General features: G+C 49.4%; 22 protein-coding genes, 1 pseudogene and 2 riboswitches. Of the genes and pseudogenes, 14 read left to right on the top strand and 9 right to left on the bottom strand.

All coding sequences use genetic code 11. The features are described from left to right. Positions 1–17: 17 nt before the first annotated feature. The 3 genes from ACQ5DJ_RS07050 to ACQ5DJ_RS07040 form a co-directional block, all read right to left on the bottom strand. Positions 18–401 carry an OsmC family protein gene (locus ACQ5DJ_RS07050; protein ID WP_007720051.1) on the bottom strand — a complete coding sequence of 128 codons (384 nt, stop codon included), beginning with the start codon at positions 399–401 and terminating at the stop codon, positions 18–20. Between the two features lie 94 nt (positions 402–495). Continuing rightward, positions 496–2133 carry a M20/M25/M40 family metallo-hydrolase gene (locus tag ACQ5DJ_RS07045; protein WP_429841813.1) on the bottom strand — a complete coding sequence of 546 codons (1638 nt, stop codon included), beginning with the start codon at positions 2131–2133 and terminating at the stop codon, positions 496–498. A gap of 58 nt (positions 2134–2191) precedes the next feature. Continuing rightward, positions 2192–2932: an IclR family transcriptional regulator gene (locus tag ACQ5DJ_RS07040; RefSeq protein ID WP_429841812.1), complete on the bottom strand. Its 741-nt coding sequence runs from the start codon at positions 2930–2932 to the stop codon at positions 2192–2194. Positions 2933–3284: 352 nt separating this feature from the next. On the opposite strand from ACQ5DJ_RS07040, the gene ACQ5DJ_RS07035 reads away from it, so the two are divergent. Both ACQ5DJ_RS07035 and ACQ5DJ_RS07030 read left to right on the top strand, forming a co-directional pair. Continuing rightward, positions 3285–4049 carry a dimethylarginine dimethylaminohydrolase family protein gene (locus ACQ5DJ_RS07035; protein WP_429841811.1) on the top strand — a complete coding sequence of 255 codons (765 nt, stop codon included), beginning with the start codon at positions 3285–3287 and terminating at the stop codon, positions 4047–4049. Between the two features lie 72 nt (positions 4050–4121). Then, on the top strand, positions 4122–5531 hold the full coding sequence (locus tag ACQ5DJ_RS07030; protein ID WP_429841810.1) for an amino acid permease: 1410 nt from the start codon (positions 4122–4124) through the stop codon (positions 5529–5531). A gap of 75 nt (positions 5532–5606) precedes the next feature. Here ACQ5DJ_RS07030 and ACQ5DJ_RS07025 read toward each other — a convergent pair whose 3' ends face one another. Beyond that, a complete protein-coding gene (locus tag ACQ5DJ_RS07025) occupies positions 5607–6923 on the bottom strand; it encodes a D-arabinono-1,4-lactone oxidase (RefSeq protein ID WP_429841809.1) in 1317 nt (438 codons plus the stop codon). Further along, positions 6911–8098, bottom strand: a complete 1188-nt coding sequence (locus ACQ5DJ_RS07020; protein ID WP_429841808.1) for an amino acid deaminase/aldolase — start codon at positions 8096–8098, stop codon at positions 6911–6913. Before ACQ5DJ_RS07020 ends, ACQ5DJ_RS07025 begins: the two co-directional genes overlap by 13 nt. Before the next feature lie 273 nt (positions 8099–8371). Continuing rightward, positions 8372–8471, top strand: a riboswitch (purine riboswitch). Between the two features lie 51 nt (positions 8472–8522). Between ACQ5DJ_RS07020 and ACQ5DJ_RS07015 the strand changes: the two are divergent. Then, a pseudogene (locus ACQ5DJ_RS07015) lies at positions 8523–9955 on the top strand (NAD(P)/FAD-dependent oxidoreductase). A gap of 63 nt (positions 9956–10018) precedes the next feature. Here ACQ5DJ_RS07015 and ACQ5DJ_RS07010 read toward each other — a convergent pair. Next, the gene (locus ACQ5DJ_RS07010) at positions 10019–10432 is read right to left on the bottom strand and encodes a MarR family winged helix-turn-helix transcriptional regulator (protein WP_429841807.1); all 414 of its coding nucleotides are present in this window, start codon (positions 10430–10432) and stop codon (positions 10019–10021) included. A gap of 200 nt (positions 10433–10632) precedes the next feature. Next, a complete protein-coding gene (locus ACQ5DJ_RS07005; RefSeq protein WP_429841806.1) occupies positions 10633–11250 on the bottom strand; it encodes a DUF3298 domain-containing protein in 618 nt (205 codons plus the stop codon). 156 nt (positions 11251–11406) lie between these two features. Here ACQ5DJ_RS07005 and ACQ5DJ_RS07000 point away from each other — a divergent pair, with 156 nt between their 5' ends. The 7 genes from ACQ5DJ_RS07000 (at position 11407) to ACQ5DJ_RS06970 (ending at position 19528) form a co-directional block, all read left to right on the top strand. Beyond that, positions 11407–12882: a methyl-accepting chemotaxis protein gene (locus ACQ5DJ_RS07000; protein ID WP_429841805.1), complete on the top strand. Its 1476-nt coding sequence runs from the start codon at positions 11407–11409 to the stop codon at positions 12880–12882. A 271-nt stretch (positions 12883–13153) separates the two neighbouring features. Continuing rightward, a riboswitch (SAM riboswitch) is annotated at positions 13154–13283 on the top strand. Positions 13284–13483: 200 nt separating this feature from the next. Beyond that, positions 13484–14512, top strand: coding sequence for a BMP family lipoprotein (locus ACQ5DJ_RS06995; protein WP_429841804.1), 1029 nt, complete (start codon positions 13484–13486; stop codon positions 14510–14512). Between the two features lie 106 nt (positions 14513–14618). Next, positions 14619–16148 carry an ABC transporter ATP-binding protein gene (locus ACQ5DJ_RS06990; RefSeq protein ID WP_429841803.1) on the top strand — a complete coding sequence of 510 codons (1530 nt, stop codon included), beginning with the start codon at positions 14619–14621 and terminating at the stop codon, positions 16146–16148. Continuing rightward, the gene (locus tag ACQ5DJ_RS06985; protein WP_144618666.1) at positions 16123–17193 is read left to right on the top strand and encodes an ABC transporter permease; all 1071 of its coding nucleotides are present in this window, start codon (positions 16123–16125) and stop codon (positions 17191–17193) included. Before ACQ5DJ_RS06990 ends, ACQ5DJ_RS06985 begins: the two co-directional genes overlap by 26 nt. Then, the gene (locus ACQ5DJ_RS06980) at positions 17180–18094 is read left to right on the top strand and encodes an ABC transporter permease (protein WP_429841802.1); all 915 of its coding nucleotides are present in this window, start codon (positions 17180–17182) and stop codon (positions 18092–18094) included. The genes ACQ5DJ_RS06985 and ACQ5DJ_RS06980 overlap by 14 nt, the downstream gene beginning before the upstream one ends. Positions 18095–18135: 41 nt before the next feature. Continuing rightward, positions 18136–18801, top strand: coding sequence for a sulfite oxidase-like oxidoreductase (locus ACQ5DJ_RS06975; RefSeq protein ID WP_429841801.1), 666 nt, complete (start codon positions 18136–18138; stop codon positions 18799–18801). Position 18802: 1 nt separating this feature from the next. Then, a complete protein-coding gene (locus ACQ5DJ_RS06970) occupies positions 18803–19528 on the top strand; it encodes a nucleoside phosphorylase (RefSeq protein WP_429841800.1) in 726 nt (241 codons plus the stop codon). Between the two features lie 294 nt (positions 19529–19822). On the opposite strand, the gene ACQ5DJ_RS06965 is transcribed toward ACQ5DJ_RS06970, so the two are convergent. Both ACQ5DJ_RS06965 and ACQ5DJ_RS06960 read right to left on the bottom strand, forming a co-directional pair. Continuing rightward, positions 19823–20167: an ArsR/SmtB family transcription factor gene (locus tag ACQ5DJ_RS06965; RefSeq protein WP_429841799.1), complete on the bottom strand. Its 345-nt coding sequence runs from the start codon at positions 20165–20167 to the stop codon at positions 19823–19825. 24 nt (positions 20168–20191) lie between these two features. Further along, complete coding sequence (locus ACQ5DJ_RS06960; protein WP_429841798.1) at positions 20192–21916, bottom strand: SulP family inorganic anion transporter; 1725 nt, start codon at positions 21914–21916, stop codon at positions 20192–20194. 296 nt (positions 21917–22212) lie between these two features. Here ACQ5DJ_RS06960 and ACQ5DJ_RS06955 point away from each other — a divergent pair, with 296 nt between their 5' ends. From ACQ5DJ_RS06955 to ACQ5DJ_RS06940, 4 genes are read left to right on the top strand one after another with little or no spacing between them, the layout of a single operon-like run. Beyond that, entirely contained in the window at positions 22213–22782 is a 570-nt protein-coding gene (locus ACQ5DJ_RS06955) for a glycerol-3-phosphate responsive antiterminator (RefSeq protein ID WP_429841797.1), read from the top strand. A gap of 7 nt (positions 22783–22789) precedes the next feature. Next, on the top strand, positions 22790–23452 hold the full coding sequence (locus tag ACQ5DJ_RS06950; RefSeq protein WP_429841796.1) for an HAD family hydrolase: 663 nt from the start codon (positions 22790–22792) through the stop codon (positions 23450–23452). Positions 23453–23458: 6 nt separating this feature from the next. Continuing rightward, a complete protein-coding gene (locus tag ACQ5DJ_RS06945) occupies positions 23459–24526 on the top strand; it encodes an ABC transporter ATP-binding protein (RefSeq protein WP_429841795.1) in 1068 nt (355 codons plus the stop codon). Continuing rightward, positions 24526–25482, top strand: coding sequence for a carbohydrate ABC transporter permease (locus tag ACQ5DJ_RS06940; RefSeq protein WP_429841794.1), 957 nt, complete (start codon positions 24526–24528; stop codon positions 25480–25482). The genes ACQ5DJ_RS06945 and ACQ5DJ_RS06940 overlap by 1 nt, the downstream gene beginning before the upstream one ends. Positions 25483–25493 lie beyond the last annotated feature (11 nt).

Genomic DNA, 25493 nt, shown 5'->3' with positions numbered 1-25493 from the left:
TAGCACTGTATTTCCTATCATGATACCAATTCGAAGGACTCGGTTACGACGATGCTTCCCTTGACAGATTGGACCATCGGGCAGTTTTTGCTCGCGGCTTCAATGGCTTTTTGCACTTTTTCTTCTTTCATATTTTCACCCGTAATGATGAAGTGGAGGTGAATTTTTTCAACCCGATTTGCCTCTGCCTCATTTCGCTGCACATCCGCTGTTACTTTCATGTCCGTGCACGGCATTCTCATCTTGTCCAATACTTTTCGTAAAACACCGCCACTGCAAACAGCGATCGAAGAGACCAAGAGCTGGTAGGGGCGAAAGCCATACTGTTCATCACCTGATACGTGCAGCTCACCATAGGATAGTTGCGTGACAAAGCCATTTTCTTTCGCTTGAAATTCCATGCGTAACCCTCCTCTGAAATGGTTTTTCTTCATTATAAGGAAAAAGGTTCCCGTGCGACAGTAATCTATCGGTACAGGAACCTTTTCCTATTTGCTATTCCTTCAATGCTTTCCCATTTTGCAAGAGAGACTGGATGCAACGAGGAAGCATGTCTTTTAACGTATCAAATGCATAGTCGATGTCCAGACGCTCTGTCCACTGATGGGCGTCACGTCCGACTGGGCCGAGGTTCATGACAGGTACATCAAAAACTTCGAGCTCCTGAAGCGGAATGGAGTAGCCGTTGTCCCATAAAGGCATGTTTGCTACCAATGGCTTCATGGATGCCGCTGGATATTGGAGTCCGACGTAGCTTAGGTCAGAGATACCGCCAAAGTAGTTTTGTTTGACCAAATTGACCTGGTGCTGATCTCGCGCGTATGCCTTCATCTCTTCCATCGTTTGCTGAATCAGAGGATGATTGCGCGAGCTAACTGCCGGGTAAAATGGTGGTGCGAAGAACAAGATCATCATCGGCGACAGTTCTTTGCACAGAATTGCTAATTGATCCACCAGCTCAATCGTGGTGTCGCGATCGTCCTTGTCGCCGCGGTTGGCGATCACATCTGCTTCCAGCTGGCGCAGTTTTTCTTCCCCGTACGTTTTCTTCGCATAGGCATACAGTTCTTCGTAAGTCATGACGGAAATGGACAGATCACGCGGGCTAAAAGGCGCGAAGTTGGCAAACTGGCTCGCGTGCTTGAGGTAGTTTTGCTTCATGCGTTCTGCGACATTTCTTGCGGATTCCAGCAGCGGTTCTACGACATCCTCCATCTGCTTTTCCAGCAGGAACAGGTTGAACAGTGTCACGGCACGGTGCGGAATTTGCACAGAGTACTCTTTTTTCAAGTCCTTTTGAATCAGGTTCGTCGGCGGAGGAGATGCTTCCCCTTCTACGACCTCGCAGAAGGATGTGTTCAGCTCCAGCTCACATGTAATTTGAGAGGCCATGTAATTGCCGTTTAACCCAGCGAAAGGCTCGCCGACATGTGTTTCTTTGCCGTAGCAGAGGAAGCCTGGCAGCACTTTTCCGATGGAGCCTGTGTACAAGTACGTATTCGTATCCCCTGGATAGCGGGTAAACATCGGCTCGGAGTTGAGCACGGTGGTGTAGCTAAGGTCGAACTCTTCGGCGATTTTCAACAGTGCTGGGACTGCTGCACGCATCCCGACAGAATTCACCTCTTCGTCAGGGACGGTCAGAAGCAAAATGTTGCCGTCGAACTCTCCAGCAATCGCTTGCTCAATCATCGACATATGCAGTGTCAGCCCGCATTTCATATCCATGGTGCCACGGCCAAACAGCCAGTTGCCGGTACGGATATCCTGTTGAACGTCTGCTGGCATATCCGCTTGGTTTTGTTGGAAGAGAGGAGTGAGGGTCTTCGGATCAAAAGCATGCTTCATCCAGGCGCCGTAATCCTCGACATCGACCACATCAAAATGGCTGACGAGAATGACGGTGTCCCGTACACCTTCTTTTTTAACCAGAGCAGTGACAAAATGCCGCCCGTCTTCAGTCGGATTCGCACGCACATGATCGGGATTGGCTTGATAATAAGGCAGGGTACGCAGCTGATCGACGACGTAGCCAGGCAAGTCCTTCTCGGCAGATGATCCTGTAATGCTTGGGATGCTTACCAAATTGCACAAGAGATCAACGAGTTGCTCTTTTGTTTGCCATTTCTGCATAAAAAACGCCTCCGTTTTCCGTATAGTGAAAACTGTTTCCGATTAGTGGGCAAAAAAATTAAGGTAAGGCACCGATCTTGTGGGAAATTTCTTTGGCACTTTGTTGGGTTTGTTCAATGAGTGAGGACAAGAGTTGCTCGTTGATCCGATAGCTCGGAACGCCGATACTCAAAGCACCCACGACCTTTTGGTTGACACCGAAGATAGGAGCGGCAATGGATGCGGTACCCTCGGTTTTCTCACCGTAGCTGACTGCATAGCCGTTTTGTCTGATTTCTGGCAGTCGTTCTAACAGCTCTCGACGTTTTTCTGTATCCGGGATTAAACCGGTCACGATTTGCTCTGCTTCAGTCGGATTCATGCTGGCGAGAATCGTTTTGTTTGCCGCACCGATATGGAGCGGAATACGCTCGCCCAGATTATCCATGCTTCTGACAGACATGGGACCTTCCACTCGTTCGAGTACGATGGCATGAGAGCCCTGTGGAATGTTCAGATAGACGGTTTCTCGTACATCTGCTGCCAATCGCTCCATGACAGTTCGGGCGACAGCGCGCATATCCATCTTGTCCAGGATGCGCAGCCCGATTTCCATCCACGTATAGCCGACCTTGTACTGCTTGCTCTCAGGAACCTGGAGGATGAGTCCATGCTTGATGAGGCTACTTATTAAACGGTGTACGGTACTCAGTGGCAGGTTTGTTTGTTCAGCAATTTCCGAGATGGACCAATGCTGTTTGTTTGGATCTGATACTAGGACGGAGATGATGCTCATCGCCCGGTCAATCGATTGTACCAACGTGCGTTACCTCCTGGCTTTGTTGCATAGTGACTGCTCGTTGAATGTCACGCCAGCTTAATATGACCTCAATCTATCAGAATTTTTCAGCCGAATCAATATAATTTAGACTAGATAAAAATTCGTTGACAAAAAATTTGAAACTATTTTACATTAAGAGTGTAATTTTGTATTGCAGAAGCAATTCCACAATGCGGAATATTTCTGAGTGATTGCTCAGAGGAGAATGACTGCAACATGGTGGCGATGAACAAGCAAAAGCAGCAGGTACGGAAGCGTTTACATGCTCGTTTCTCCGTCGCCCACTGTTAGACAAAAGCAAGATTCGAAAACAGAAGGGAGATCTATCATCATGAAATTTTCACGTGCGATTGTAAGAAAACCGGGAAATAGCTATGTAAATGGTTTGACGACTTCTGATTTAGGTACACCTGATTTTGAACTTGCTCTTAAACAGCATGCCGCTTATGTAGAAGCGCTGAAACAGACAGGTCTGGATGTAACCGTTCTGGAAGCGGACGAGCGTTTCCCAGATTCTACGTTTGTGGAAGATTCAGCAGTCCTCACAGAAAAATGCGCCGTCATCACTAATCCCGGTGCAGAAAGCCGCAATGGTGAAATTGAGGATATGAAACTGGTGATTCCTCGTTTTTATGACACGATTGAATATATTCAGGCCCCTGGCTTCCTCGATGGTGGAGACGTGATGCAGGTAGACAACCATTTTTATGTCGGTCTGTCGACACGCACCAATGAAGAAGGAGCGATCCAGTTCCGCGAGATTCTCATCAAATACGGATATGAAGTTACTATTGTCCCGTTGAAAGAGTTTTTCCACCTGAAAACAGGTATTGCCTACCTCGGCAATGACTTGCTGGTTCTGGCTGGGGAGTTCATCGATTCTGAAGTGTTTAGCCAATACAAGCATCTGATCGTGGAAAAAGAAGTCGAGTACTCTGCGAACTGCATCCATATTAACGACTACGTCATCATTCCAAAAGGCTTTGAGAGCACGAAAAAGCAAATCACTGACGCTGGCTACAACGTGATTGAGCTGGATATGTCTGAATTCCGTAAACAAGACGGAGGATTGAGCTGCCTGTCCCTGCGTTTCTAGCGCAGGCAGTTCTCTCTTCTTTTATAGACCCCTGATAGACCTCTTAATAAGCTGGTGAAAGAGAGGAATCATATGAACACTGGGAATGAAAGAGACACACAGCTACAACGCTCCATGAAAAGTCGCCATTTGTTTATGCTGTCGTTAGGTGGCGTGATCGGGACAGGACTCTTCCTCAATGCTGGCTTCACGATCAATCAGGCTGGACCTGGTGGGGCGCTTCTCGCCTATATTGTCGGCGGGGTTCTGCTGTATCTGGTCATGACGTGCCTAGGTGAGCTTTCTGTAAAAATGCCAGTAACAGGCTCTTTCCAAGCCTATGCCAGCAAGTATATTGGTCCAGCGAGTGGGTTTACACTGGGATGGATGTATTGGCTAGGATCAGCTACAACGGCCGGGGTAGAGTTCACTGCCGCGGGGATGGTCATGCAAAGGTGGTTCCCGGATACGCCGATCTGGATTTGGTGCGCGCTCTTTATCGTTTTGCTCTTTGCCTTCAATGCGCTAACGACAAAAGGATTTGCGGAAACCGAATACTGGTTTGCCGGAATTAAAGTATTCGCTGTACTTATGTTTATTATTGTCGGACTAGGTGCTATATTCGGTATTGTCAGTATGGAAGGAAGACCCGCTCCGTTTCTCTCCAACTTCTCGGCAGATGGGGGACTATTCCCGTTTGGCATTTCGATCGTCTTTGTGACGATGATGAACGTCGTGTTCTCTTATCAAGGCTCAGAACTGATCGGAATTGCAGCCGGGGAAGCAGAAGACCCGCAGAAGACCATTCCGCGGGCGGTTCGCAACGTTGTGTTTCGCATTCTCGTGTTCTATGTGGCGTCAGTCACGATCTTGTCCGCACTCTTTCCATCGAGTGAGCTGGGACTCTTGGAGAGCCCGTTTGTGACGGTATTTGATGCAGTGGGGATTCCATTTGCAGCAGATATCATGAACTTCGTTATCTTGACGGCTCTGTTGTCTGTCGGCAACTCTTGCTTGTACGCAGCCACTCGCTTGTTGTGGTCACTTTCCCATAGCAATATGGCACATCCTGTTTTTGGGAAGTTGACCAAGCGTAAAGTACCATTGAACGCACTCTTGGCGACGCTGGCGTTCTCGCTTCTGTCTCTATTAACCAGCGTGGTTGCAGCGGATACGGTATACGTGCTGCTCATGTCTGTATCCGGTATTGCGGTTACCTTCACGTGGATGGGGATTGCTCTCTCTCAATTCAATTTCCGCCGTCAATACTTGCGTGAAGGTGGAAAAATAGAAGATTTACAGTTCGTCGCACCGTTTTACCCGGTGATGCCGCTCCTGTGTCTCGCTCTTTGCACATTCATTCTGATCTTCCCGGCGTTTGACCCGACACAGCGAATTGGACTCTTCTATGGAATTGGTGCACTCGTGCTGTTCTATACCTTCTATTATGTGCACTATGGACGCAAAAAGGCGCATAAACCAAATCTCCCAACGCAAGGCTAAGCCGTTCTGCTCCATAGAAAAATGCCCCTGCCATGATGATATGGTCGGGGCATTTTTGTGGCGTAAGGTTTGTCTTCAGGAGATGTCGAACAGCTCGGCTAAATACGGGTTCACGAACAAGCCGTCAGGGTCGAGCTCAGAGCGAATGGCGAGGAAATCGGGCAAGCGCGGATAGACCTGATGGAGTTGCTTGGCGGTCATGCTGTGCATTTTTCCCCAGTGTGGACGTCCTCCATATCGGGCGAAAATCTTCTCCATCCGGGCAAAGTATGCTTCGTACGGCATGCCCTTGTACATGTGGACGGCAATGAAGGCACTATCCCTTTCGTAAGCGGGACTGAGCCAGATGTCGTCCTTTTTGACGTACCGGCATTCCAGCGGAAAATGAACGGCAAAGCGTTCCTGCTCAATCGCCTGACGTAGCTCCAGTATGGCTTCGCCCATATGTTCAGCGGGTAGGCAGTATTCCATTTCGTAAAAACGAACCAGGCGAGGGGTGGCAAAAAGCTGATGACTGTAGCCGCTCTCATGGACAGAGGGAACGCTTTGGGCGGACAGTCTGCTGACGCTTTTGGTTAGAGAAGGGCGCAAGCGGCAGCTCTCGGACAAGAGCCAGAACAGCCCATTTTCCACCACCATTTTTTTCAAATAGCTCCATCGTTGATTGCCGCTGGGGGGATCGTTGGTCTCGTTCATAAATTTCACCTGAACGGTATCCGAATACGGGAAGATAAAAAATTCGAAATGCCGATGCTCGGTTTTAAACGTCTCCAGAGAGGACAGGCACTCCTCTAGCTGCATGCGACGGCTCTGGTAGCGCAGGCGATAGGCTGGGAGGACACGTAGCTTGACGCGTACGATGATGCCCAAGAGACCAAGAGAGACTTGCATGGCTTTGAACAGCTCCGGCCGGGCCTGCTCGGATACTTCTAAAACCTCCCCGGATGCGGTCACGACTGTCAGCCCGACGACTTGTGTGGAGATGCTGCCAAAATGAATGCCTGTGCCATGTGTCCCGGTGCTGATGGCCCCTGCAATGGACTGGGCGTTAATGTCCCCGAGGTTTTCTTGGGAGTAGCCCGCTTGATGCAGGAGGTGTCCGAGTGTCTTTAGCTTGGTACCTGCCCAGACTTCAACGGTATCAGAGGCAGGGTCTACACGGACGATTCCTTGGAGCTGATCCAGGGATAGCAAGCAATCTTCTGTCTGGACGAGCCGCGTGAAGGAATGACCAGAGCCGACGACTCGAATCCGTGTACCTGCCTTTTTGCAAGCAAGGACAAGCTGCACGACCTCATCCACGGACGCTGGCATCGCGATTTGCTTTGGCTGGCTTTGTACATTTCCTGTCCAATTGGCCCAGTGATTCGCGTGCTTCTTTACAGTGAGCATAATCCATCCCCCCGATAGGTGGTCACTTCCTCGATGATTTTCCCGCCAGAGATGCAATACAGCCGGGTAAAACGTTCGCAGAGCTCTCCTGCTTTGGCATGGCGAAAAAAGATCGGGTCTCCCAGCTCCAGCGTTTCCATGCCTTGATAGTGGATCGGTGTCTGTACTTCACCTGCTCCTTCGTTGGGGAACAGCTTTGCTCCCGCTGGTAAGTAAGGCTTGGGGAGCCTGTCACGCCCAGCAGAACCAGAGGCGATGTAGCCTCCGCCGGCACAAGTGTAGATATGCGCTGTGGGCTTGCGGATAATCTCCAGAGCAAATCCGGCAGCAGGATGAAACCGAAAATCTTGAAAGTAGTCAAAGAGCCCAGGCGAAAAAAATCCAGATCCTGCTGTCACCTCAGTAACGGCGTCTTCTTTCCCGGTCAAGTGCAAGCTGCCCGTTCCTCCACCGTTTACGAAGCGGAGAGAAATGCCTAGCTCGCGAATGGCATGCACCAGTGTGGCACGTCGAGCAGCCACCTCCTTCACGGAATATTGCTTGAGGAGGCGAATGATGCTGTTTTTTAGGAATTGACGAGGGTATCGATCCCCTACGCCAGCAATTTGAGCTTCGTACCCCATGATACCATCGAGATAGAGATGATCGGAGGAAGCAGCGCGCTTGGCAAGGGAGAGGGACGCCTCGAGAGAGCGAAGAGGGGAGCGCCAGACGCCGAAATGCAGTCCCAACACATCAGACGACATGTCGATATCGAGACAGACCGGCAGTCTAGTTCCTGTTTCCCGAGCGATTTGTTCGAGCTGTTCGACATGTGGGAGAGAGTCGATCATCAAAGTAATGGAGCGTCCGTTCTTAATCTCAGCGGCGATGGCCAAAAGCCAGCTTTTTTCCCAGAGCGGATAGCCAAGTAGCAGGTCATCGAAGCCTGCCTCGCACAGGTGAAGCACCTCAGGAGCGGAATAGCACATGAGACCACGAAAGCAATCGTCCAACTGCAATACATGTTTGAGAATGGCAACGCTTCGGATCGACTTGCTCGCGATTCGAACGGGTTTTCCATTGCTTTGCAAACTGATTTGCTCCGCATTTTCCTCCAGCAGATCTAGGTCGACGAAAGCAAACGGCTTGGGAACACCGGCAAAGGCAGACTGATAATAGCGATAATCCCGCATGTACAGGCCTCATCCTTTATAAAGAATATTTCATAAAATTCTCTCTATTCTATTTGTTTGTGACGGATTCCTTCCCGATCAGATGAGCGTCATGTACAGAAAAAGCGAATATTCGTTTTTGAATGTTCGTGTTTTGTCGTGATCGTGGATTGTAAAGGCACGTTTACAATAAAAATAACTTTAAAAGACGAATAAATAGGTTGTTCTCGGTTGACTTGATTCACCTTATAAGCTACTATACATATTGTTGTGAAGAACAACACAGGTTTGACGAATGAAATAGTGAATTGTATTCGTATATCCTCAGAAATATGGTTTGAGGGTCTCTACAGGGAACCGTAAATTCCCGGCTACGAATAGGGCAGGTTTGGTATACCCTATTCGTCGGCCGGGAATTTTTTGCATTTTTTGGGGAGGGAACGAAATGAATAAGTATGACGTGATCGTTGTAGGGGCAGGACCAGCAGGGATTTTTACATGCTACGAGGTAATGCGAAAAGCACCGAATGCCAAGGTGCTGTTGATTGATAAAGGGCATGACATCTATAGCAGACGCTGTCCGATCTTGGAGGAAAAGATCAAGCTCTGCCCGCCGCCAGCAGGAAAAAAAGAATTCGCAGGCTGTTTGCCGGCCTGTTCGATTACCAGTGGTTTTGGTGGAGCAGGCGCCTATAGCGATGGCAAATTTAACATCACCACCGAATTTGGCGGTTGGATGACAGACTATCTCAGCCCTTCCACTGTACTTGGGCTGATCAAATACGTAGATGAAATCAATTTGGAGCATGGGGCTACCCAATCGATTACGGACCCGACCACAGAGACGATCAAGAGCATCGAGCAGCGCGGCTATGCAGCTGGACTCAAGCTGTTGCGAGCGCAGGTGCGTCACTTGGGAACGGAGCAAAACCTGGAGATTCTCCAGTCGATCTTCGAGCATTTGAAGAAGCACATCGACATGATGTTCAAGACAGAAGTGGAGGACATCCTTACGGTGAAAGAAGCAGAGGGGCATCAGATAAAAGGTGTCGTCTTGAAAAACGGTCAAGAGTATGAAGCTGATTACGTGGTAATCGGACCAGGCCGCGATGGCTCCGCATGGTTGACAGATATCCTGAAGAAGCGCCGCCTGAAAATGTACAACAATCAAGTCGACGTAGGCGTACGTGTGGAGACATCCGATGTCGTCATGCGCGAAATCAATGAGCACTTGTACGAAGGAAAATTCATTTTCAATACATCTGTAGGAACCCGTGTACGAACGTTTTGTAGCAATCCATCCGGTCACGTAGTCGTGGAAAACCACAGTGGCGTTATGGCTGCAAACGGGCACTCTTATAAAGACCAGCGCTGGGCTCGATGAATACGAACTTTGCGCTCTTGGTATCTCATACGTTTACAGAGCCGTTTGACAAGCCGAATGAGTACGCGAGAGAAATTTGCAAGAGAGCGAATGATCTGTCAAACGGTGGAGTCATCGTGCAAAAGTACGGCGATATTTTGCGCGGTCGCCGTTCTACAGAGTCGCGTATTAAGGAAGGCTTCCTGGAGCCTACTCTGAAGGAAGCGGTACCAGGTGACTTGGGACTCGTGTTGCCTTACAACACGATGAAAAGTTTGATCGAGATGGTGGAAGCACTGGACAAAGTAACGCCGGGAATTGCTTCCGAGCACACGTTGTTCTACGGAGTGGAAGCAAAATTCTACTCGGCACGTCCGAAATTGACTGAGGAATTCGAAACAGAAATCAAGGGATTGTTCTGTGGCGGGGATGGTGCCGGAATTACACGTGGTCTGGCACAGGCCGGAGCTGCTGGAGTCTGGATGGCTCGCAATATCGTGAAGCGCATGCAATAACACAAGCCTACAACAAAAAATGACTTCACCAAAGTACTTTTGGGCGAAGTCATTTTTTACTTGCTACGATGTCTGCAAATTATCATTCATTTTCTTCAATACGCGGTTAAAGATAGCGAGTTCTGCTTCATCAAGGCCGCGGAGTGCCAGTTCCTCTTGCTCTTTGGCAGCCTCCAGCCATTCCGGGAACCGTTTGACTGCTTGCGGAGACAAGGACACATAGCGCTCACGCTTGTCATCACCCTCTGAGCGAATAATCCAGCCCATCTCTTCCAAGCGGGTAAGTGTCCGGGTAATCGTTGGCGCTTCAACATTCAGGTAGTTACTCAATTGAACCTGGGTGAGTGATTCACGATAATGCAAGCAAAGGATAATACCCCATTGCGAACTGTATAATCCCATGGGAGACATAGTCCCATTTAACGATTTACTGAATATTCTTGCTGTTTGGCTAATTCGATGACCATAATATTGCATAAATATATACCTCCAGGAAAGCTGGTCCGATATATCGTACACTTATTGCTTAAGTAAATATGTACAATAACATACTAGCAGTTCTGGACATATAAGTAAACGTTTATTCGATGGCGAAATAATGGATTTTCTGACACAAATAAAATCAGGCGAGTGTCATGGAAGAAGACACTCACCTGGCTGAAAAATACGTTGATACATTAATCTGCGGACAAGATACTCAGTGGTCCTTTTTCATTGATGAGCGGCTCCAGTTCATAGACGGAAATGGGGAACATGGGGAAACCGACGTAGTAAGGCGTAATTTCATACAGCTGAAAATAGATGACTATTGCTTTGTCGGCGAGGTAATAATCCTGATCGGGCTTAATCGAAGTAAAGCCATTAAGTGTGGGGATGCTTCTTTCTTTGATTTGACGCTTGATGTTTTCGGAAATCACCTTGACGTAATCGCTTTCTGGCTTGAATAATTCTCGCAGCGTATACAATTTGCCTGTTTGGATATCTGCGGTTATCGACCCGAGGAAGGTCATGCCGTGAGCCATTTGTGGTGTGTAGGCGTAGTTGCTCAACACGACGCTGAAAATACCGCGTTCGTTTGTCTTGATTTCGTAGCTTCCTTGCATTTCTGTATTTCCCGGTACCTGGACGCGGTGCTGCTCGTGAATTAAGCCTTGAACCGTTTGATAAATCGCCCGGTTGATATCTTTTTCCGCTTGTTGATTGGCTAGACCTGCCAATTGCGGGTAGTAAATCGTGGTGTTCGGACGGCTAATCGTCCGTGTCAGCACGGTAGCTGGCAATTGATTGAGTTCCACTTTTCTACGTTTGCCTCCTGTACGTGTGAGTTGTGTAATAGCCTATTCGAAATTGTTTTTGGCTGTTCTCACTTTTTTCACAAATTTGGCAAAGGTTTGGCTATATAATGGGGAAAGAATCCGATACATAAGTAATTAAGGAAAAGGGGGGCAATTATGATTCAATTGATTCGCAATACCTTGACTGACAAAGAAGGCTTTATGATTTTCATCCTATGGAATCATTTGTGGATGGCGGGACTCATTGCCTACCAAGTGGATGTGAACTTCTGGAAAGTGACGTCCTTGGGATTGCTGGTCACTTTAATTGTTTCACCGTATTATTTCATTCGCAAAGATAGTCTTGTGATTCGTTATCTGGTAGCAATCGGACTTATGTTTTATGCTATTTCCTTTGATCACTTTACCGATTACCAGGAGGTTACCTTCCTCGCCTTTATCGTCATGGGCTTTTTGGCGGCCTATTTGGATTGGAAGCTGGTCGTAACAGCGGGAATTGCCCAAATCATCGTTACGATTGTCGGGTTTTATACGGGAACCTACGAGATTTTCGATGGTGATTTTTCAGAGCTCAATTTGCTTATGCGTATTGTCACGATTCTCATGATGATGGGAGCCGTTACGTATCTGTGTCTCGCCGGACAAGCCTCCTTGCGAAAAGCTCATGATGCAAGGCAGGAAGCGGAAGAGAAGGAGCGCCGTCTGGGAGAAATGCTTTTGAACATCCAGCAAATGACGGAGCAGCTGGATCTTACAAGCGATCATGTGCATGAGCATGCGGAAGGTACGAAGCGCAATACAGATGAAATGATGGTTGCCTTTAAGGAAGTCGCCACAGGTATGGAGTCGCAGGCGAATTCTACGGTGAAGATCGAAGAAGAGGTTCAATCCATCGACCAGGAAATCGAGGCAGTCACAACACAGACCAACGCAATGAAAACGGAATCGCAACAAAACAACCGTCGTCTGACAGAAAGCGTTCAGATGATGAATGAGCTGTCCTCGCAGATGGAGCAAATTGTGCAGGCAGTCAATGTAGCCGCCTCTACGATTCACCAGCTCAATCGGCAGGCGAATCGCGTAGAGGAAATTGTCGGCGCTATTAATCAGATCGCGACACAAACGAATCTCTTGGCACTGAATGCGGCGATTGAATCGGCGCGTGCAGGCGAGCATGGACGGGGATTTGCTGTTGTAGCGGATGAGGTACGCAAGCTGGCAGAACAAAGCGCGACAGCTACGCAAGAAATTACCGACATTCTGAAATCTCTCCACCAGGAAAGTGAGAATGCGGTGCAGCATATGAGCAATGGGGAAACGTCTGTTGCAAAAGGCCAAGAGCTGGCCGTGAAAACAGTGGCCTCTATCGAAGCAGTACGTGCCGGGATGATGGCCTTCCTGCAAGCAGCTGATCAAGTAAGCTCCAGCATGGACCGGGTAAAAGTGCGTTCCGGAGAAGTTGCTATCGAGATGTCGACCATTACAGCTGTAACCGAGGAATCGGTAGCCAACTTAGAAGAGCTGTTTGCGACAGCAGAAAACCAGCATCAAAAAGTGCGAGAGATTACGGAAGAGCTGGGCGAGCTGAATACGTTGTCTCATCGTCTCCAGCAAACCTTTCACGTCAATTAGAGGTTGTTTAAAAAGTCGTCTTTTGATCACGACGTAGTTCTGAAAGCTTATTCGGCATCGAAATCGACGTTCACCTTCGAAGTCCGGTGCTCATGTAGGTCCCCTACACTCCGCTCCTCCTTCTTCAGGTTCTCGCCAATTTCTCGGTGCTGAAAAGACGACTTTTTAAACTTTTATTCACTTTTAGAAGTGTTTGGAATTGAGAAAAAAGAATTGCATTTTTGAACCGTTCTGCTAGAATGAATTCCATTGTAACTAAATATATTCACCTACCTTATCAAGAGCGGCGGAGGGACTGGCCCGATGATGCCCGGCAACCACTGATCATGTCTATGCATGAACAGAAAGGTGCCAATTCCTGCAAAACCTGTACGATGTACGATGGTTTTGACAGATGAGGAAGAGAACGGCTACGTACGCAAACTCTTCCTCCGGGAAGAGTTTTTTTGTTGTATTTGTAAATAGAAGGAGGTAATAAACGAACGATAAATTAATTTTATATAATAATATTCGTAAATAGTATTGAAAAAATGGGTAAAAAGCCGTACATTACCTAATAGGATAAAGAAAAACGTAAAGTTCGGATAGGGAGAGATACATCATGAAGAAGTTATTGCTGGCATTAACGACATTCGCAGTATTGGCAACAGGGTGCTCGACTGGCACAAGCGCACCTGCAGATCAGCCAGGAGGACAAGCAGCAGGACAAGAGGGCGGGGACAAAAAGCGAATTGCCTTGATTTTGCCTGAGAAAATCGGTGTGAATCCGTTCTTCCAACAAATGGATGAGGGTGCAAAGAAAGCCGCACAAGAGCTTGGAGCAGAAGTGAAAACGATTGAATCTACGGACCATGGAGCGATTGAAGAGAATCTGCGCGTGGCTGTTGCAGAAAATTATGATTTGATCATCACTTCTTCCTTTACATCAGAGGATGCATTGAAAAAAGTAGCAACCGAAAATCCTGACCGTAATTTTGCGATTATTGATACCGTAGTGGATTTGCCAAACGTACGCAGTGTTACCTTCCACGAGCAGGAAGCGGCTTACCTGGTGGGAGCAGCAGCAGGTCTGGCAACGAAAACGAACAAAGTAGGTATGGTTGTCGCTCTTGATATTCCGCAGTTGAAAAAATGGACAGTTGGCTTCGAAGAGGGCTTGAAAGCGACGAATCCAAAAGCAGAACTGATGGTCAACTATGTAGGAAGCTTCACTGACCCGGCAAAAGCGAAGGAATTGGCTTTGCTCCAGGCTTCCAAAGGCGCTGACTTCATTAACGGTGCAGCAGCAGTAGGCGACCTCGGCGTTTTCGAAGCAGCGAAGGAAAAAGGCTTCTTCACAGCAGGTCAGGACGTTGACCGTACAACGATTGATCCAGAGCATATCGTTCTGTCCCAATTGAAAGGGACCGACGCGGCAGCTTATGAAACCGTGAAGAGCTTTGTAGAAGGAACGTTCAAACCAGGTGTTGTTGCGTACGGCTTGAAAGAAAAAGGTGTTGGCGTAACCTATGTCACGCACGAAAGCAAAACGCCTCTGAACGCTTTTATTGGACAAGAAGTGGTGGATAAAGTGAAAGCGATCAGCGATGAAATTGTAGCTGGCACTCGCAAAGTACCAGATAAATTCTAAACACGCACGTAAAAAAGCTTGTGCACAGTGATGGATGTGACCGACTACGGCTGTGTAGTCGGTCTTCCATTTTCAAAAAAGGACGTACAGAAATGAGGGAGTGGGAATGACCGATCGCTTGGAAATGAGGGCCATGACCAAGAAGTACGGAGATTTTACCGCCAACGACAAGGTGTCGTTCTCACTGGCAGCAGGAGAAGTCCACGCGATTGTCGGGGAAAACGGAGCGGGCAAAACGACATTGATGCGGATGTTGTACGGGATGGAGCAGCCGACGTCGGGAGAGATCGTGTTAAACGGCAAGCCAGTTGTTTTTCGCGGCCCAGAGGACGCGATTCGAAATGGAATCGGGATGGTTCACCAGCACTTTATGCTCTTCGGAGAATTCAGTGTGACTGAAAATATCGTGATCGGCTACGAGCCGAAGCAAGCGGGTTTTTTCAAAAGAAATGACGCGGAGGACAAGGTGCGTGCACTTAGTGAGCAGTATCGCATTCCGATTCATCCGCAGGCCAAGGTAGCGAATTGTTCGATTGGGGAACAGCAACGGGTCGAAATTCTTAAGGTTCTGTATCAGGGAGCGGATATTATCGTGCTGGACGAGCCGACCGCTGTCCTTACCCCGCTGGAGGTACGCGACCTGCTACAAACGATTCGAAACCTGGCGGAGAGCGGCAAGAGCGTCATTTTGATTACACATAAGTTGCAGGAAGTCATGGAGGTAGCCGATCGTATTACGGTACTGCGCGGAGGCAAGGTGACCGGAACAGTTTCTCGTACAGAAACCAATGCGGACGATTTAGCCAGACTGATGGTCGGACGTGAATTGCAGGAGCTAGCTGAGCGAGTTCCTCTGGATAAAGGCCCCTTGTTGCAGGTGGAGAATCTCACGGTTCGAGAAAAGCAGACACTGCTCGATCAAGTCAGCTTTACCGTGCATCACGGGGAAATCGTAGGAATTGCAGGTGTTTCCGGGAATGGTCAATCTGAGCTGCTGCAAGCGATCAGTGGTTTGCGAGCGGCACAGGAGGGCACGGTGCAGTTAGGCGGCAAGGACGTGACGAACAAATCAGTAGCCACCATTCGGGATGCCGGCTTGGCGCATATTCCGGAGGATCGCTACCTGTGGGGAGCGGCCAAACTCTCAAGCGTTGAGGAAAATGCGTTGATGGGCTATCAGCGAAAGCCTGCTTACAACCGCCGCGGCGTTGTTTTGCGGGAGAAATTCCGCCAGGTCGTAAAAGGCTGGGTTGAGCAGTTTGCCATCAAGACAGGCTCCCGACAATTGCAGGAGCTGGCAGGGAATCTGTCAGGTGGAAATTTGCAAAAGCTGATCGTAGCAAGGGAGCTGGGACATGAAACCCCGTTTTTGATTGCGGCTGAGCCTACGCGAGGGGTGGATATCGGTGCCATGGAGTACATCCATCAGGCGCTAATCGAAAAGCGCAATCAGGGAGATGGGATCTTGCTCGTCTCCTCCGAGTTGTCCGAAATTCTCGCCTTGTCTGACAGGGTTTTGGTCATGTATAAAGGGCGAATTGCTGGAGAGCTTTCACGCCTAGAAGCAACCGAAGAAAAAATCAGCGTGATCATGGCGGGGGGAAGCATTCATGGCAGCAATCAAAGAGCTATCTAAGTCATTGGTTCAGCCACTCTTGGCTGTCGTCATCGGTTTGTTGACCGGGGCGCTGGTCATTGCTGCGGTTGGCGAATCGATCTTGGGCACCTATCAGGAAATGTGGAAAGGGGCATTTGGCAGTTTTTATTTCTTTACGTCTACATTAGCGAGAGCCACGCCTATCATGCTGATTGCCTTGGGACTTTCCCTCGCATTTCGGGCAGGGGTATTCAACCTTGGGGCGGAAGGGCAAATGGTGCTGGGTGCTGTCAGTGCTGCGTTAGTCGCGATCTACTTGCCAGCACCGGGAATGATCAAAATTGTGGCGGGTATTTTCGCAGGAATGGCAGTCGGAGGGTTCTGGGCGTTGTTGCCAGGCTTTATGGAAGCCCGCTTTCGCATTCCGTTGCTCATCTCTACGTTGCTTTTCAACTACATCGCAGTATTGTTTGCGAGCTATCTCGTGACAGAGCCATTCCGGGATCGCTCAGGTTCTGCGGCTCTGGCACAGACCGTCATGCTGGAGAAAAGCGCTTGGCTTCCGAAGCTGTTTGCCGGAATGAGTGTACATGCAGGGTTTTTGTTTGCGATCGTTGCAGCGCTGCTGTTGTTCTGGGTACTTCGTTTTACGCCTTTTGGCTATGAAGTAAAGATGCTGGGTCAAAACTCGCTGTTTGCTCAATACGGAGGAATTAATCGCATTCGGGTGATGCTGACCGGGATGTTTGCCAGTGGTGGACTAGCTGGCTTGGCAGGAACCGTCGAGGTAATGGGGGCGCACTATCGTTTTGTTGACGGTGCCCTGACTGTACCAGGGTTCGCCTGGACGGGGCTGATGGCAGCTCTCCTTGCGAACTCTCATCCGCTTGGCATCATTGTGACTTCGATCCTGCTTGCTGCTTTTCAGACAGGGGCCATGGGTGTAGAGCGCAATACGGATGTGCCGCTGGAGCTGGCAAGTGTTATACAAGCCGTATTGATTTTGTTCATCTCCGCCAAGTTCAGCTACGACTGGTGGAAAAAGCGGAAGGCAAAAGGAGGGGAATCGCATGGAGCTCTTTGATTGGTCCCTCCTCAGTTCTACCATTCGGATGGTCACGCCGATCTTGTTGGCGGCTTTGGGTGGAGCGCTCTGCGCACGTGTCGGGATTTTTAATGTTGGCTTGGAGGGATTGGTACTGGTCGGTGCCTTTTCCGCGATTGTCGGCAATCATTTTACCGGGAATCTCTTTTTGGCCGTTTTCATTGCTGCGCTGGCTAGCGTTGTTTTTTCTCTCTTATTCGCGTACATGACGATCAAGCTAAGGGCGAATGAAATCGTCGTCGGTGTGGCGATTAACTTTCTCGCGCTAGGGTTGACGACATTTGCACTGCGGGCGATCTTCGGTGTCAAAGGGGCGTTTTACGATAAGGATATGGTTGGCTTGCCAACCGTCGAGATTCCTTTCATTCACGATATTCCGGTCATCGGAGGCATTGTCTCAGGTCATTCGCCGCTCGTGTATTTTGCGTTTTTGGCTGCCATTCTGTTGTATGTGTTTTTTTATCGGACGGTTACGGGCTTCCGCGTCCTCGCAGTTGGTCTGAATCCCGTTGCGGCACGCAGTCTCGGTCTGAAAGTGACGGGACTTCAAATGCTGGCGATTGTGATGAGTGGCGCATTGTGCGGGGTTGCAGGGGCACAGCTTTCACTGGGGCAAGTCACGATGTTTACAGAAGGAATGACGGCTGGCCGGGGCTTTATCGCATTGGTAGCGATGATGATGGGGCAGTCGCATCCACTCGGAATTTTGGCTTCGAGCTTATTGTTCGGGTTGATGGATGCCCTTAGTATTCGGTTGCAGGGCTTTTCGCTTCCGACTCAGTTCACTGCCATGCTGCCATACGTGCTGACGATTGTGGCGATGTTCTTCTTGAAGAACAAGAGTCAGATCGGCAGCGACAATCAGCAGAGCACCCGTTAAACACAGGCCATATAGACAGCGAAGACAAGGGGAAATGCGATATGAACAAGGCAGATCGGATCAAAAGAATGCAAGTACCCGCCCCAGTGGAACCGGGACTCGCCAGACGACTTCCGCCAGGACAAATCCTGACAGAGCGCTTTCCCATTTTGCATGAGGGAGATGTGCCGGTGTATGACATGAACGAATGGACACTGCGTGTTTTCGGTGAGGTAGACCGGGAAGTGACGCTCTCCTACGAAGAGATCATGGCGATGCCACAGGTGACAGTGACGAGCGACATTCACTGCGTGACGCGCTGGTCCCGTTTTGACAATGCGTTTACAGGCGTGCGTTTTCGTGATTTTCTACAGGCGATTGGCGTGAATCCGCGGGCGAACTTCGTCATGCTGCACGGTGATCACGACTATACCGCCAATGTGCCGCTCGCTGATTTGGAGCGTGATGATGTGCTGTTGGCTCACTCCTTTGATGGAGAGCGACTGACAGACAAGCACGGCTGGCCGCTTCGCCTGGTTGTTCCTCATCTGTATTTCTGGAAAAGCGTGAAGTGGATCAGAGGAATTGAATTTATGACCGAAAACAAGCCCGGCTTCTGGGAGCAAAATGGTTTTCACTTGATCGCAGACCCGTTTCGTGAAGAGCGGTTCTCGGGTGAAGCATTGCCGATCCCAGAGGATGAGTGGGAGAAAAAGGAGTTCGATTGAGATGTTGACGAATCTAAAGGTAGATCCAGAACAACTGCCAAAGCGCGTCATCGTGTGCGGTGATCCAAAACGTGCAGCCTTGATTGCTTCGAAACTCGACGATCAGCGTCAAATCGGGGAAAACCGCGAATATCACAGCTATACAGGTACGTGGAAAGGCGTCGAGGTAGCGGTAGTGAGCCATGGGGTAGGTGCACCGGGAGCAGCCGTATGCTTCGAGGAGCTGGCGAAGGGCGGCGTTCAGGTCATCATTCGTGTAGGAACTGCCGGGTCATACCAAAAAGAAATCGAGACAGGCAGCCTCGTCATCAGCTCCGCAGCGGTTCGCCAAGACGGCTTGACCAGTCAGTTGGTTCCGGCTGGATTCCCGGCTGTTGCCAATCGCCATGTCGTGGACGCGCTTGAACAAGCAGCAGGAGCCAATGCATCAGGCTTGAAGGTATTCGAAGGAATCACGTTGACACTCGATGTCTTTTACAGTGGGGTGTTGGAATTCCCGCACAAGCTGTACCAAAAAGCTGGCGTTTTGGCAGTCGAGATGGAAAACACCGCCCTGTTCGTGATTGCGGCGCTTCGCGGTATGAAGGCAGGCTCTATTTTGGCGATTGACGGGTATGCAGATGCAGACTTGCTCGACTCGTATAACCCGCACACCGATGTGATGGCAAAAGCCATTGAAGCAGAAGCGTTGATCGCATTGGATGCAGTCATTGCGGTTTCCCAGTAAAAATAGGTACGCCCAGGACAATTACAGGTCCTGGGCGTTTTTGTAGTTTTAAAAGGTGTCGCTGAACCAATGAAGCTGGTGAGAAGAAAAAGCACAGAGCTCGTAGACCTTGACAACGCCTACCCAGTCGGAACTTCAAAAAGGGGACCCGCTTGTCGAACACTTCTTCTTTGAGAAACTTCCGCCCGTAGGGTGGCTTTGGCTCGACGGTCCCCTTTTTGAAATGGAGACGGCCAGTAAATCCCCCCTGCTGGCGTGTCAGAGTCGAAGAGAACTGTGCTTTTTCTTCCTCCACTATGTTGACTCAAGCGACTGCTCCTCGTTAAAACGATCCAGCATAGAGATCGTATCAATCAGATGATTGTTAAAAATTTGTCTAGCTACACTCAGCAACTCGATGATCATCGGATCACGCAGCGAGTAGGTGACTTTGTTTCCATCCTTCGTTCCGTACACGATATTGTTGTTCCGCAAAATGGCGAGCTGCTGGGAAACAGCGGAGCCTTCACTCCCGATGAGTGTCTGAAGCTCGTTTACATTCTTATCTCCTTCCGCCAGCAACTCCAGAATCCGAATCCGCAGGGGATGACCCAGTGCCTTGAAAAAATTCGCTTTAAATTGTTGTAGTTCCAAATTCAATGATAGGTTCCTCCGATCGTAACATCATGTGGAAGTTTCAGTAGGAGAGGACAGGCGCGTGCATTCGCGGAAGGCAAAATGCTTGCATCCGACACACTTCTCAGTATCCAGTGAACTGAGGGCATACGCGATCGCGTCTCCAGTATGAGAAAAAAAGTGAGCTTCGCCTACGAGGCCATATAGCCCCGTACGCTGCAAGATTTTCTTGGGGTCAGATTGGATTCCGGAAATAAGGACTGTTGTCCCTTGGTCCATACATTGCTTCACAATCCGGGACAACTTCGCTTCCCCGGTCATGTCCATCAGGGGGACTTTTCCCATCCGCAGCAGTAACACCTTTGGTTGTCGCTGAAGGGTTTGCATGAGGGAGCTTTCAAACAAGTCGGCATCCCCGAAAAACAGCGGACCCTCAATCGTGTAGATACTGATTTGCGGACAATCGTGCCCCTCGGTAACCATATGCGGCATGACCTTGTCGTTCTTGGAAGAAGGGTCAGGCAGCACCTGAGCTACCCGCAGGCTATCGCGCGTTCGTTTGACAAACAACAAGATAGACAGCACCAAACCCACTTCAATAGCAACGGTTAAATTGGTGAAAACGGTCAAAAGGAAAGTGAGCACCAGCACAAGAGAATCGCTCGTCTTCGCTTTTAGCATGTGGGTAAATTCCTTGCGCTCACTCATATTCCAGGCAACCAGCATCAAGATCGGCGCCATACTCGCCAACGGAATATGCGAGGCGTAAGGGGCGAACAGCACGAGGATGAGCAAAACAACCAGACCATGAATGATACCAGACATGGGGGAGGTTGCCCCGGTTCGAATGTTGGTGGCTGTTCTCGCAATCGCGCCAGTAGCCGGAATTCCCCCAAATAACGGGGTCACGATGTTGGCAATTCCTTGGCCGATTAATTCCCGGTTGCTGTTGTGGCGACTGCGTGTCATCCCATCGGCGACGACAGCGGACAATAAAGACTCTATCGCTCCTAGTATAGCAATGATCAGGGCAGGACTCAGTAACTTTTGGACACGTTCCCATGTGATTTCAGGAAAATGAAAGCCGGGTAATGTACTCTGTATCTCCCCAAAGGTAGAACCAATCGTCGCTACCTTTCCTTCCAAAAAGAGGACGGAAACGACACTAGAGACGACGAGTCCGACGAGAGAGGCCGGTATGCTTCGGAAAAATCGGGGAGTCACCAAAATAAGGGCGAAACTCAAAATAGCGATGGCTACGCTGTATAGATTAACCGTGTCCAGATGAAGGACGATTTCCCCCATGTTGGACAAAAAATCCTCGTGTCTTTGCAGCTGCTCCAGGCCGAGAAAGTTGGCAATTTGACCGGAGAAGATGATAACGGCAATCCCCGAAGTGAATCCGATGATAACGGGGCGCGGAATGAATTTGATCAGCCCTCCCAGCCGTAGAACCCCCATGAGAACAAGGAGAATCCCTGCCATGAATCCAGCGAGGAGCAAATCTGCATAACCGTATTGCATGACGATTGCAAATAATATCGGGATAAAAGCACCCGTAGGTCCCCCGATTTGATAGCGGGAACCGCCAAAGAGAGAAATCAATATTCCGGCGATAATGGTTGTGTAAATCCCGTACTCAGGCTTTACTCCGGAGGCGATAGCAAATGCCATGCCCAACGGTATCGCGATAATGCCGACGATTAAGCCTGATACACAGTCTTTTCGAAAGGAAACGAGATCGTAGCCTTCGAATCTTGGTGCCCACTTCATGATTGCAACCCTTCTTTTCGTATTTTCGAATATTTGATTATTTGAATATAGATGGATCATACATCCGCTCTTCCGTTCCGTCAATTCCATCCTTACATGAACTTTTCCGTTTATTAACATTTGCTTCAAGATTCCTTAACGCTCGTACAGTACCATTCAAAGTAACAAGTGAACAATCCCTTCGGTTGGAGCCATGGAGAAACCCCCGACAGCCTTTCCAAGCACTTTCATCGAGAGTTCTTTGGCATTGTCATGTCGCAGGGTTTTTTGTCTTGGGCATAAGGAGGCTTAAGCGAGTGAACCAGGAACAATTTCATGAAAGACTGGCCCAGTACAAGCTAATCGCTTCCGTAAAAGAAGCGAAGTACCTGGAAAAAGCGGCAGAGGCAAATTTGAGTGCTGCGGTACTCTCGATTGGCAACATTGGTGTGATCAAAGGCTACGTGGATTATTTTAAGTCGAAGAATATCCCTGTATTTCTTCATTTGGAGCGGATCGGCGGAATCAGTCATGACCGGGAAGGAATCGCATTTCTGGCGCATTATGTCAAGCCAGACGGGATCGTCACTACGCGCAACACCCTGGTCAAGCTGGCGAAAAAGCAAGGCCTGCTGACGATTCAGCGTTTGTTTTTGGTGGATAGCGATTCGATTAAATCGGGCCTAACCTCCTTGCAGGATACACAGCCTGACGCCGTTGAGCTGATGCCTGCTTTGCTGCCGGAGTTTATCGAAGAATTTCGAAGTGTTATTGATACCCCGATTATTTCTGGCGGGCTGATTCGCAAGCGAGAACAAATGGAGGAAGTATTAAAGCATGGAGCGACAGCTGTTTCAGTCGGAAGTCCCCTGCTGTGGAAGGAGTGAGTGAACCTTGATTCAAGCGTTGTTATTTGATTTGGACGGGACTTTGCTAGACAGTAGGGATGCGGTCGTGGATGCCGTTGCTTTTACGGCTGAGCAGTACGCACCGGGACATTTTAGCAGGGAAGAGCTGCTCGCGCGTTTTGGCGAATCGTTTGATGATTTTATGGCGGCAGTTGCTACAGCAGCAGGCGTCCCTGACAAAAAGGAAGTGCTGCAGAGATACTTCGCCTATGTACGGGAGCATCATGAAGAACACGTCAAACTGTTTCCGTTTGTTCGCGAAGGGCTGGAGAAGCTGAAGGCGGCGGGCTTTGCGATGGCGATCGTCACGAACAAGCAACGGGAGTTTACATTGGCTGGTCTGGAGATGGCGGGAATCGAGCATCTGTTTGAGGCAATCGTCACCGTCGATGATGTATCACGAGGAAAGCCGTCGGCTGAGCCTGTACAAAAAGCACTGGTGGCGCTGGACAAACGTCCCGAGCAAGCCATGATGATCGGTGACAGTCGCTATGATGTACTGGCTGCGGTAGGAGCGGGTGTGCAGTCTGTCGTTTTGGAGTGGTATGGACAAGAGAACTGGCTCTACGCTTTTCCGGATTACCGCTATGCTAATTTCGAGGCATTTGTTACGGAAATGCTGGCCGCAAAGGCACAAGGAGGGAAATAAGAACAGATGGCACGTGTGGTGTTGGAGCAGGTAACGAAAGCCTTTCAGAATCAAAGCGTGGTCAAAGGATTGGATTTGGTCATTCCAGATGGTTCCTTTACGGTTCTGGTAGGTCCGTCCGGCTGTGGGAAATCAACCACACTCAGGATGATCGCTGGCTTGGAAACAGTGACGGACGGCAAAATCATGATCGGTGATCAAACGGTGAACCAATTGCCACCTGGCAAGCGTGATATTGCGATGGTTTTTCAAAATTACGCTCTCTACCCAACAATGAACGTGTATGACAATATCGCCTATGGCTTGAGAAACCGCGGTACATCGAAAAAGGAATGTCAGGTGCTAGTAGAGGAGATCGCGGAAATCGTCGGGCTATCCGATTACCTCAAGCGCAAGCCTTCTCAGCTCTCCGGGGGTCAAAGGCAACGTGTTGCACTCGCTCGGGCTATGGTGAAAAAGCCAAAGGTCTTCCTGATGGACGAACCGCTCTCTAATCTCGATGCGAAGCTGCGGAATCAGATGCGTGTGGAATTGACGAGCCTGCACAAGCAGCTCGGCAGCACCTTCATCTACGTGACACATGATCAGGTCGAGGCGATGACCATGGGCGATCAGATTGTTGTCATGAATGACGGACACATTATGCAAGTAGCCGCCCCGATGGATTTGTATCAGGAGCCGGAAAATCTGTTTGTTGCCCAATTCATCGGTTCTCCGGCGATGAACATTGTCTCTGCGGAGGGCAAGAGTGAGCACGTATGGGGATTCCGCCCGGAAAAAGCAATGTTGTTGCCTGCTGCTGTCTCTGCCATCACGAGCGAAGAGATGTGGAACGCACGAGGTCAGGTCGTATCCAGAGAAATTCTCGGCTCAGACACGCTCCTTCATGTCGAGACGGAAAAAGGCAGGGTCATCGTCAAAGCGGACTCGGAGGTAGCGATGCAGGTCGGCTCCTCAGTCACGATCACTGTACCGTGGGAGTCCATATATGTGTTCGAAAAAGGGAGCGGAAAACGAGTGGGTCGCATGAGTGGACGAGAGCCTGTATCGACACGTGCAGGAGGGGATAGCTGATGCGAAAAGCGGCAACTGTACAGGAGTTGCCGGGTGTAAGCCAGTCGAAAACAGAAGTGCGTCCGTCGGCATTTGCCTGGTCTGATCTCGCATCCCGACTGCGTCCGTACTTGTATCTGGCACCCGCATTGATTTGCTTTGTCCTGTTCTTCTTTTACCCGATTGGTTCGATCATATATTTGAGCTTTCAGGATTGGTCATTGATCAATTTGGATCAAATGGAATGGGTAGGCTTGCAAAACTACCAGGACTTGATGGTAGACGGAGATTTTCATCAAGTCTTGGGAAATACCGCGGTCTTTACCATTGCGACAGTGGGGATTGGCCTGACGCTATCCTTCCTGCTCGCACTATGGCTGAACAAAAAGGCAAGGGTGTACGGCATTATTCAGGCGACTGTTTTCAGTCCTCACATCATTTCGTTGGTATCTGTCTCGATGCTGTGGATGTGGCTGATGGACCCGCAGTTTGGCCTGTTGAACGCAGGACTGGAAGCGGTCGGATTACCTGCGTATACATGGCTGACTGACCCGAAGAGTTCCTTGCTGTCACTGATTATCGTCAGCATTTGGAAAGGTGTCGGCTATAACACGCTCATTTTCATCGCAGGATTGCAAAGCATTCCGGGCGATATATACGAGGCAGCAGCGCTCGATCAATCGCCGTGGTGGCGGACGCTCAGACGGATTACCATACCGATGCTGTCGCCGACGATTTTCTTTTTGCTCATTATCAATACGATCTCATCCTTTCAAGCGTTTGACACGATTGCCATTATGACGCAGGGTGGTCCAATCAATAGTACGAACATGCTTGTCTACTACATATACGAGCAGGGCATGGACTTCTACAATGGCGGAATTGCTTCGGCTGCCTCTGTCATTTTGCTGATACTGGTAGGAATTTTAACAGCTGTGCATTTTCTGGTGATGTCCAAGCGCGTGCATTATCGTTGATGAACTCGTGA

Source organism: Brevibacillus sp. FIR094, from assembly GCF_050477165.1.
Classification (GTDB): domain Bacteria; phylum Bacillota; class Bacilli; order Brevibacillales; family Brevibacillaceae; genus Brevibacillus.
Note: the sequence above shows the minus strand (reverse complement) of the source record. Positions and strands in the feature narration are given on the sequence as shown.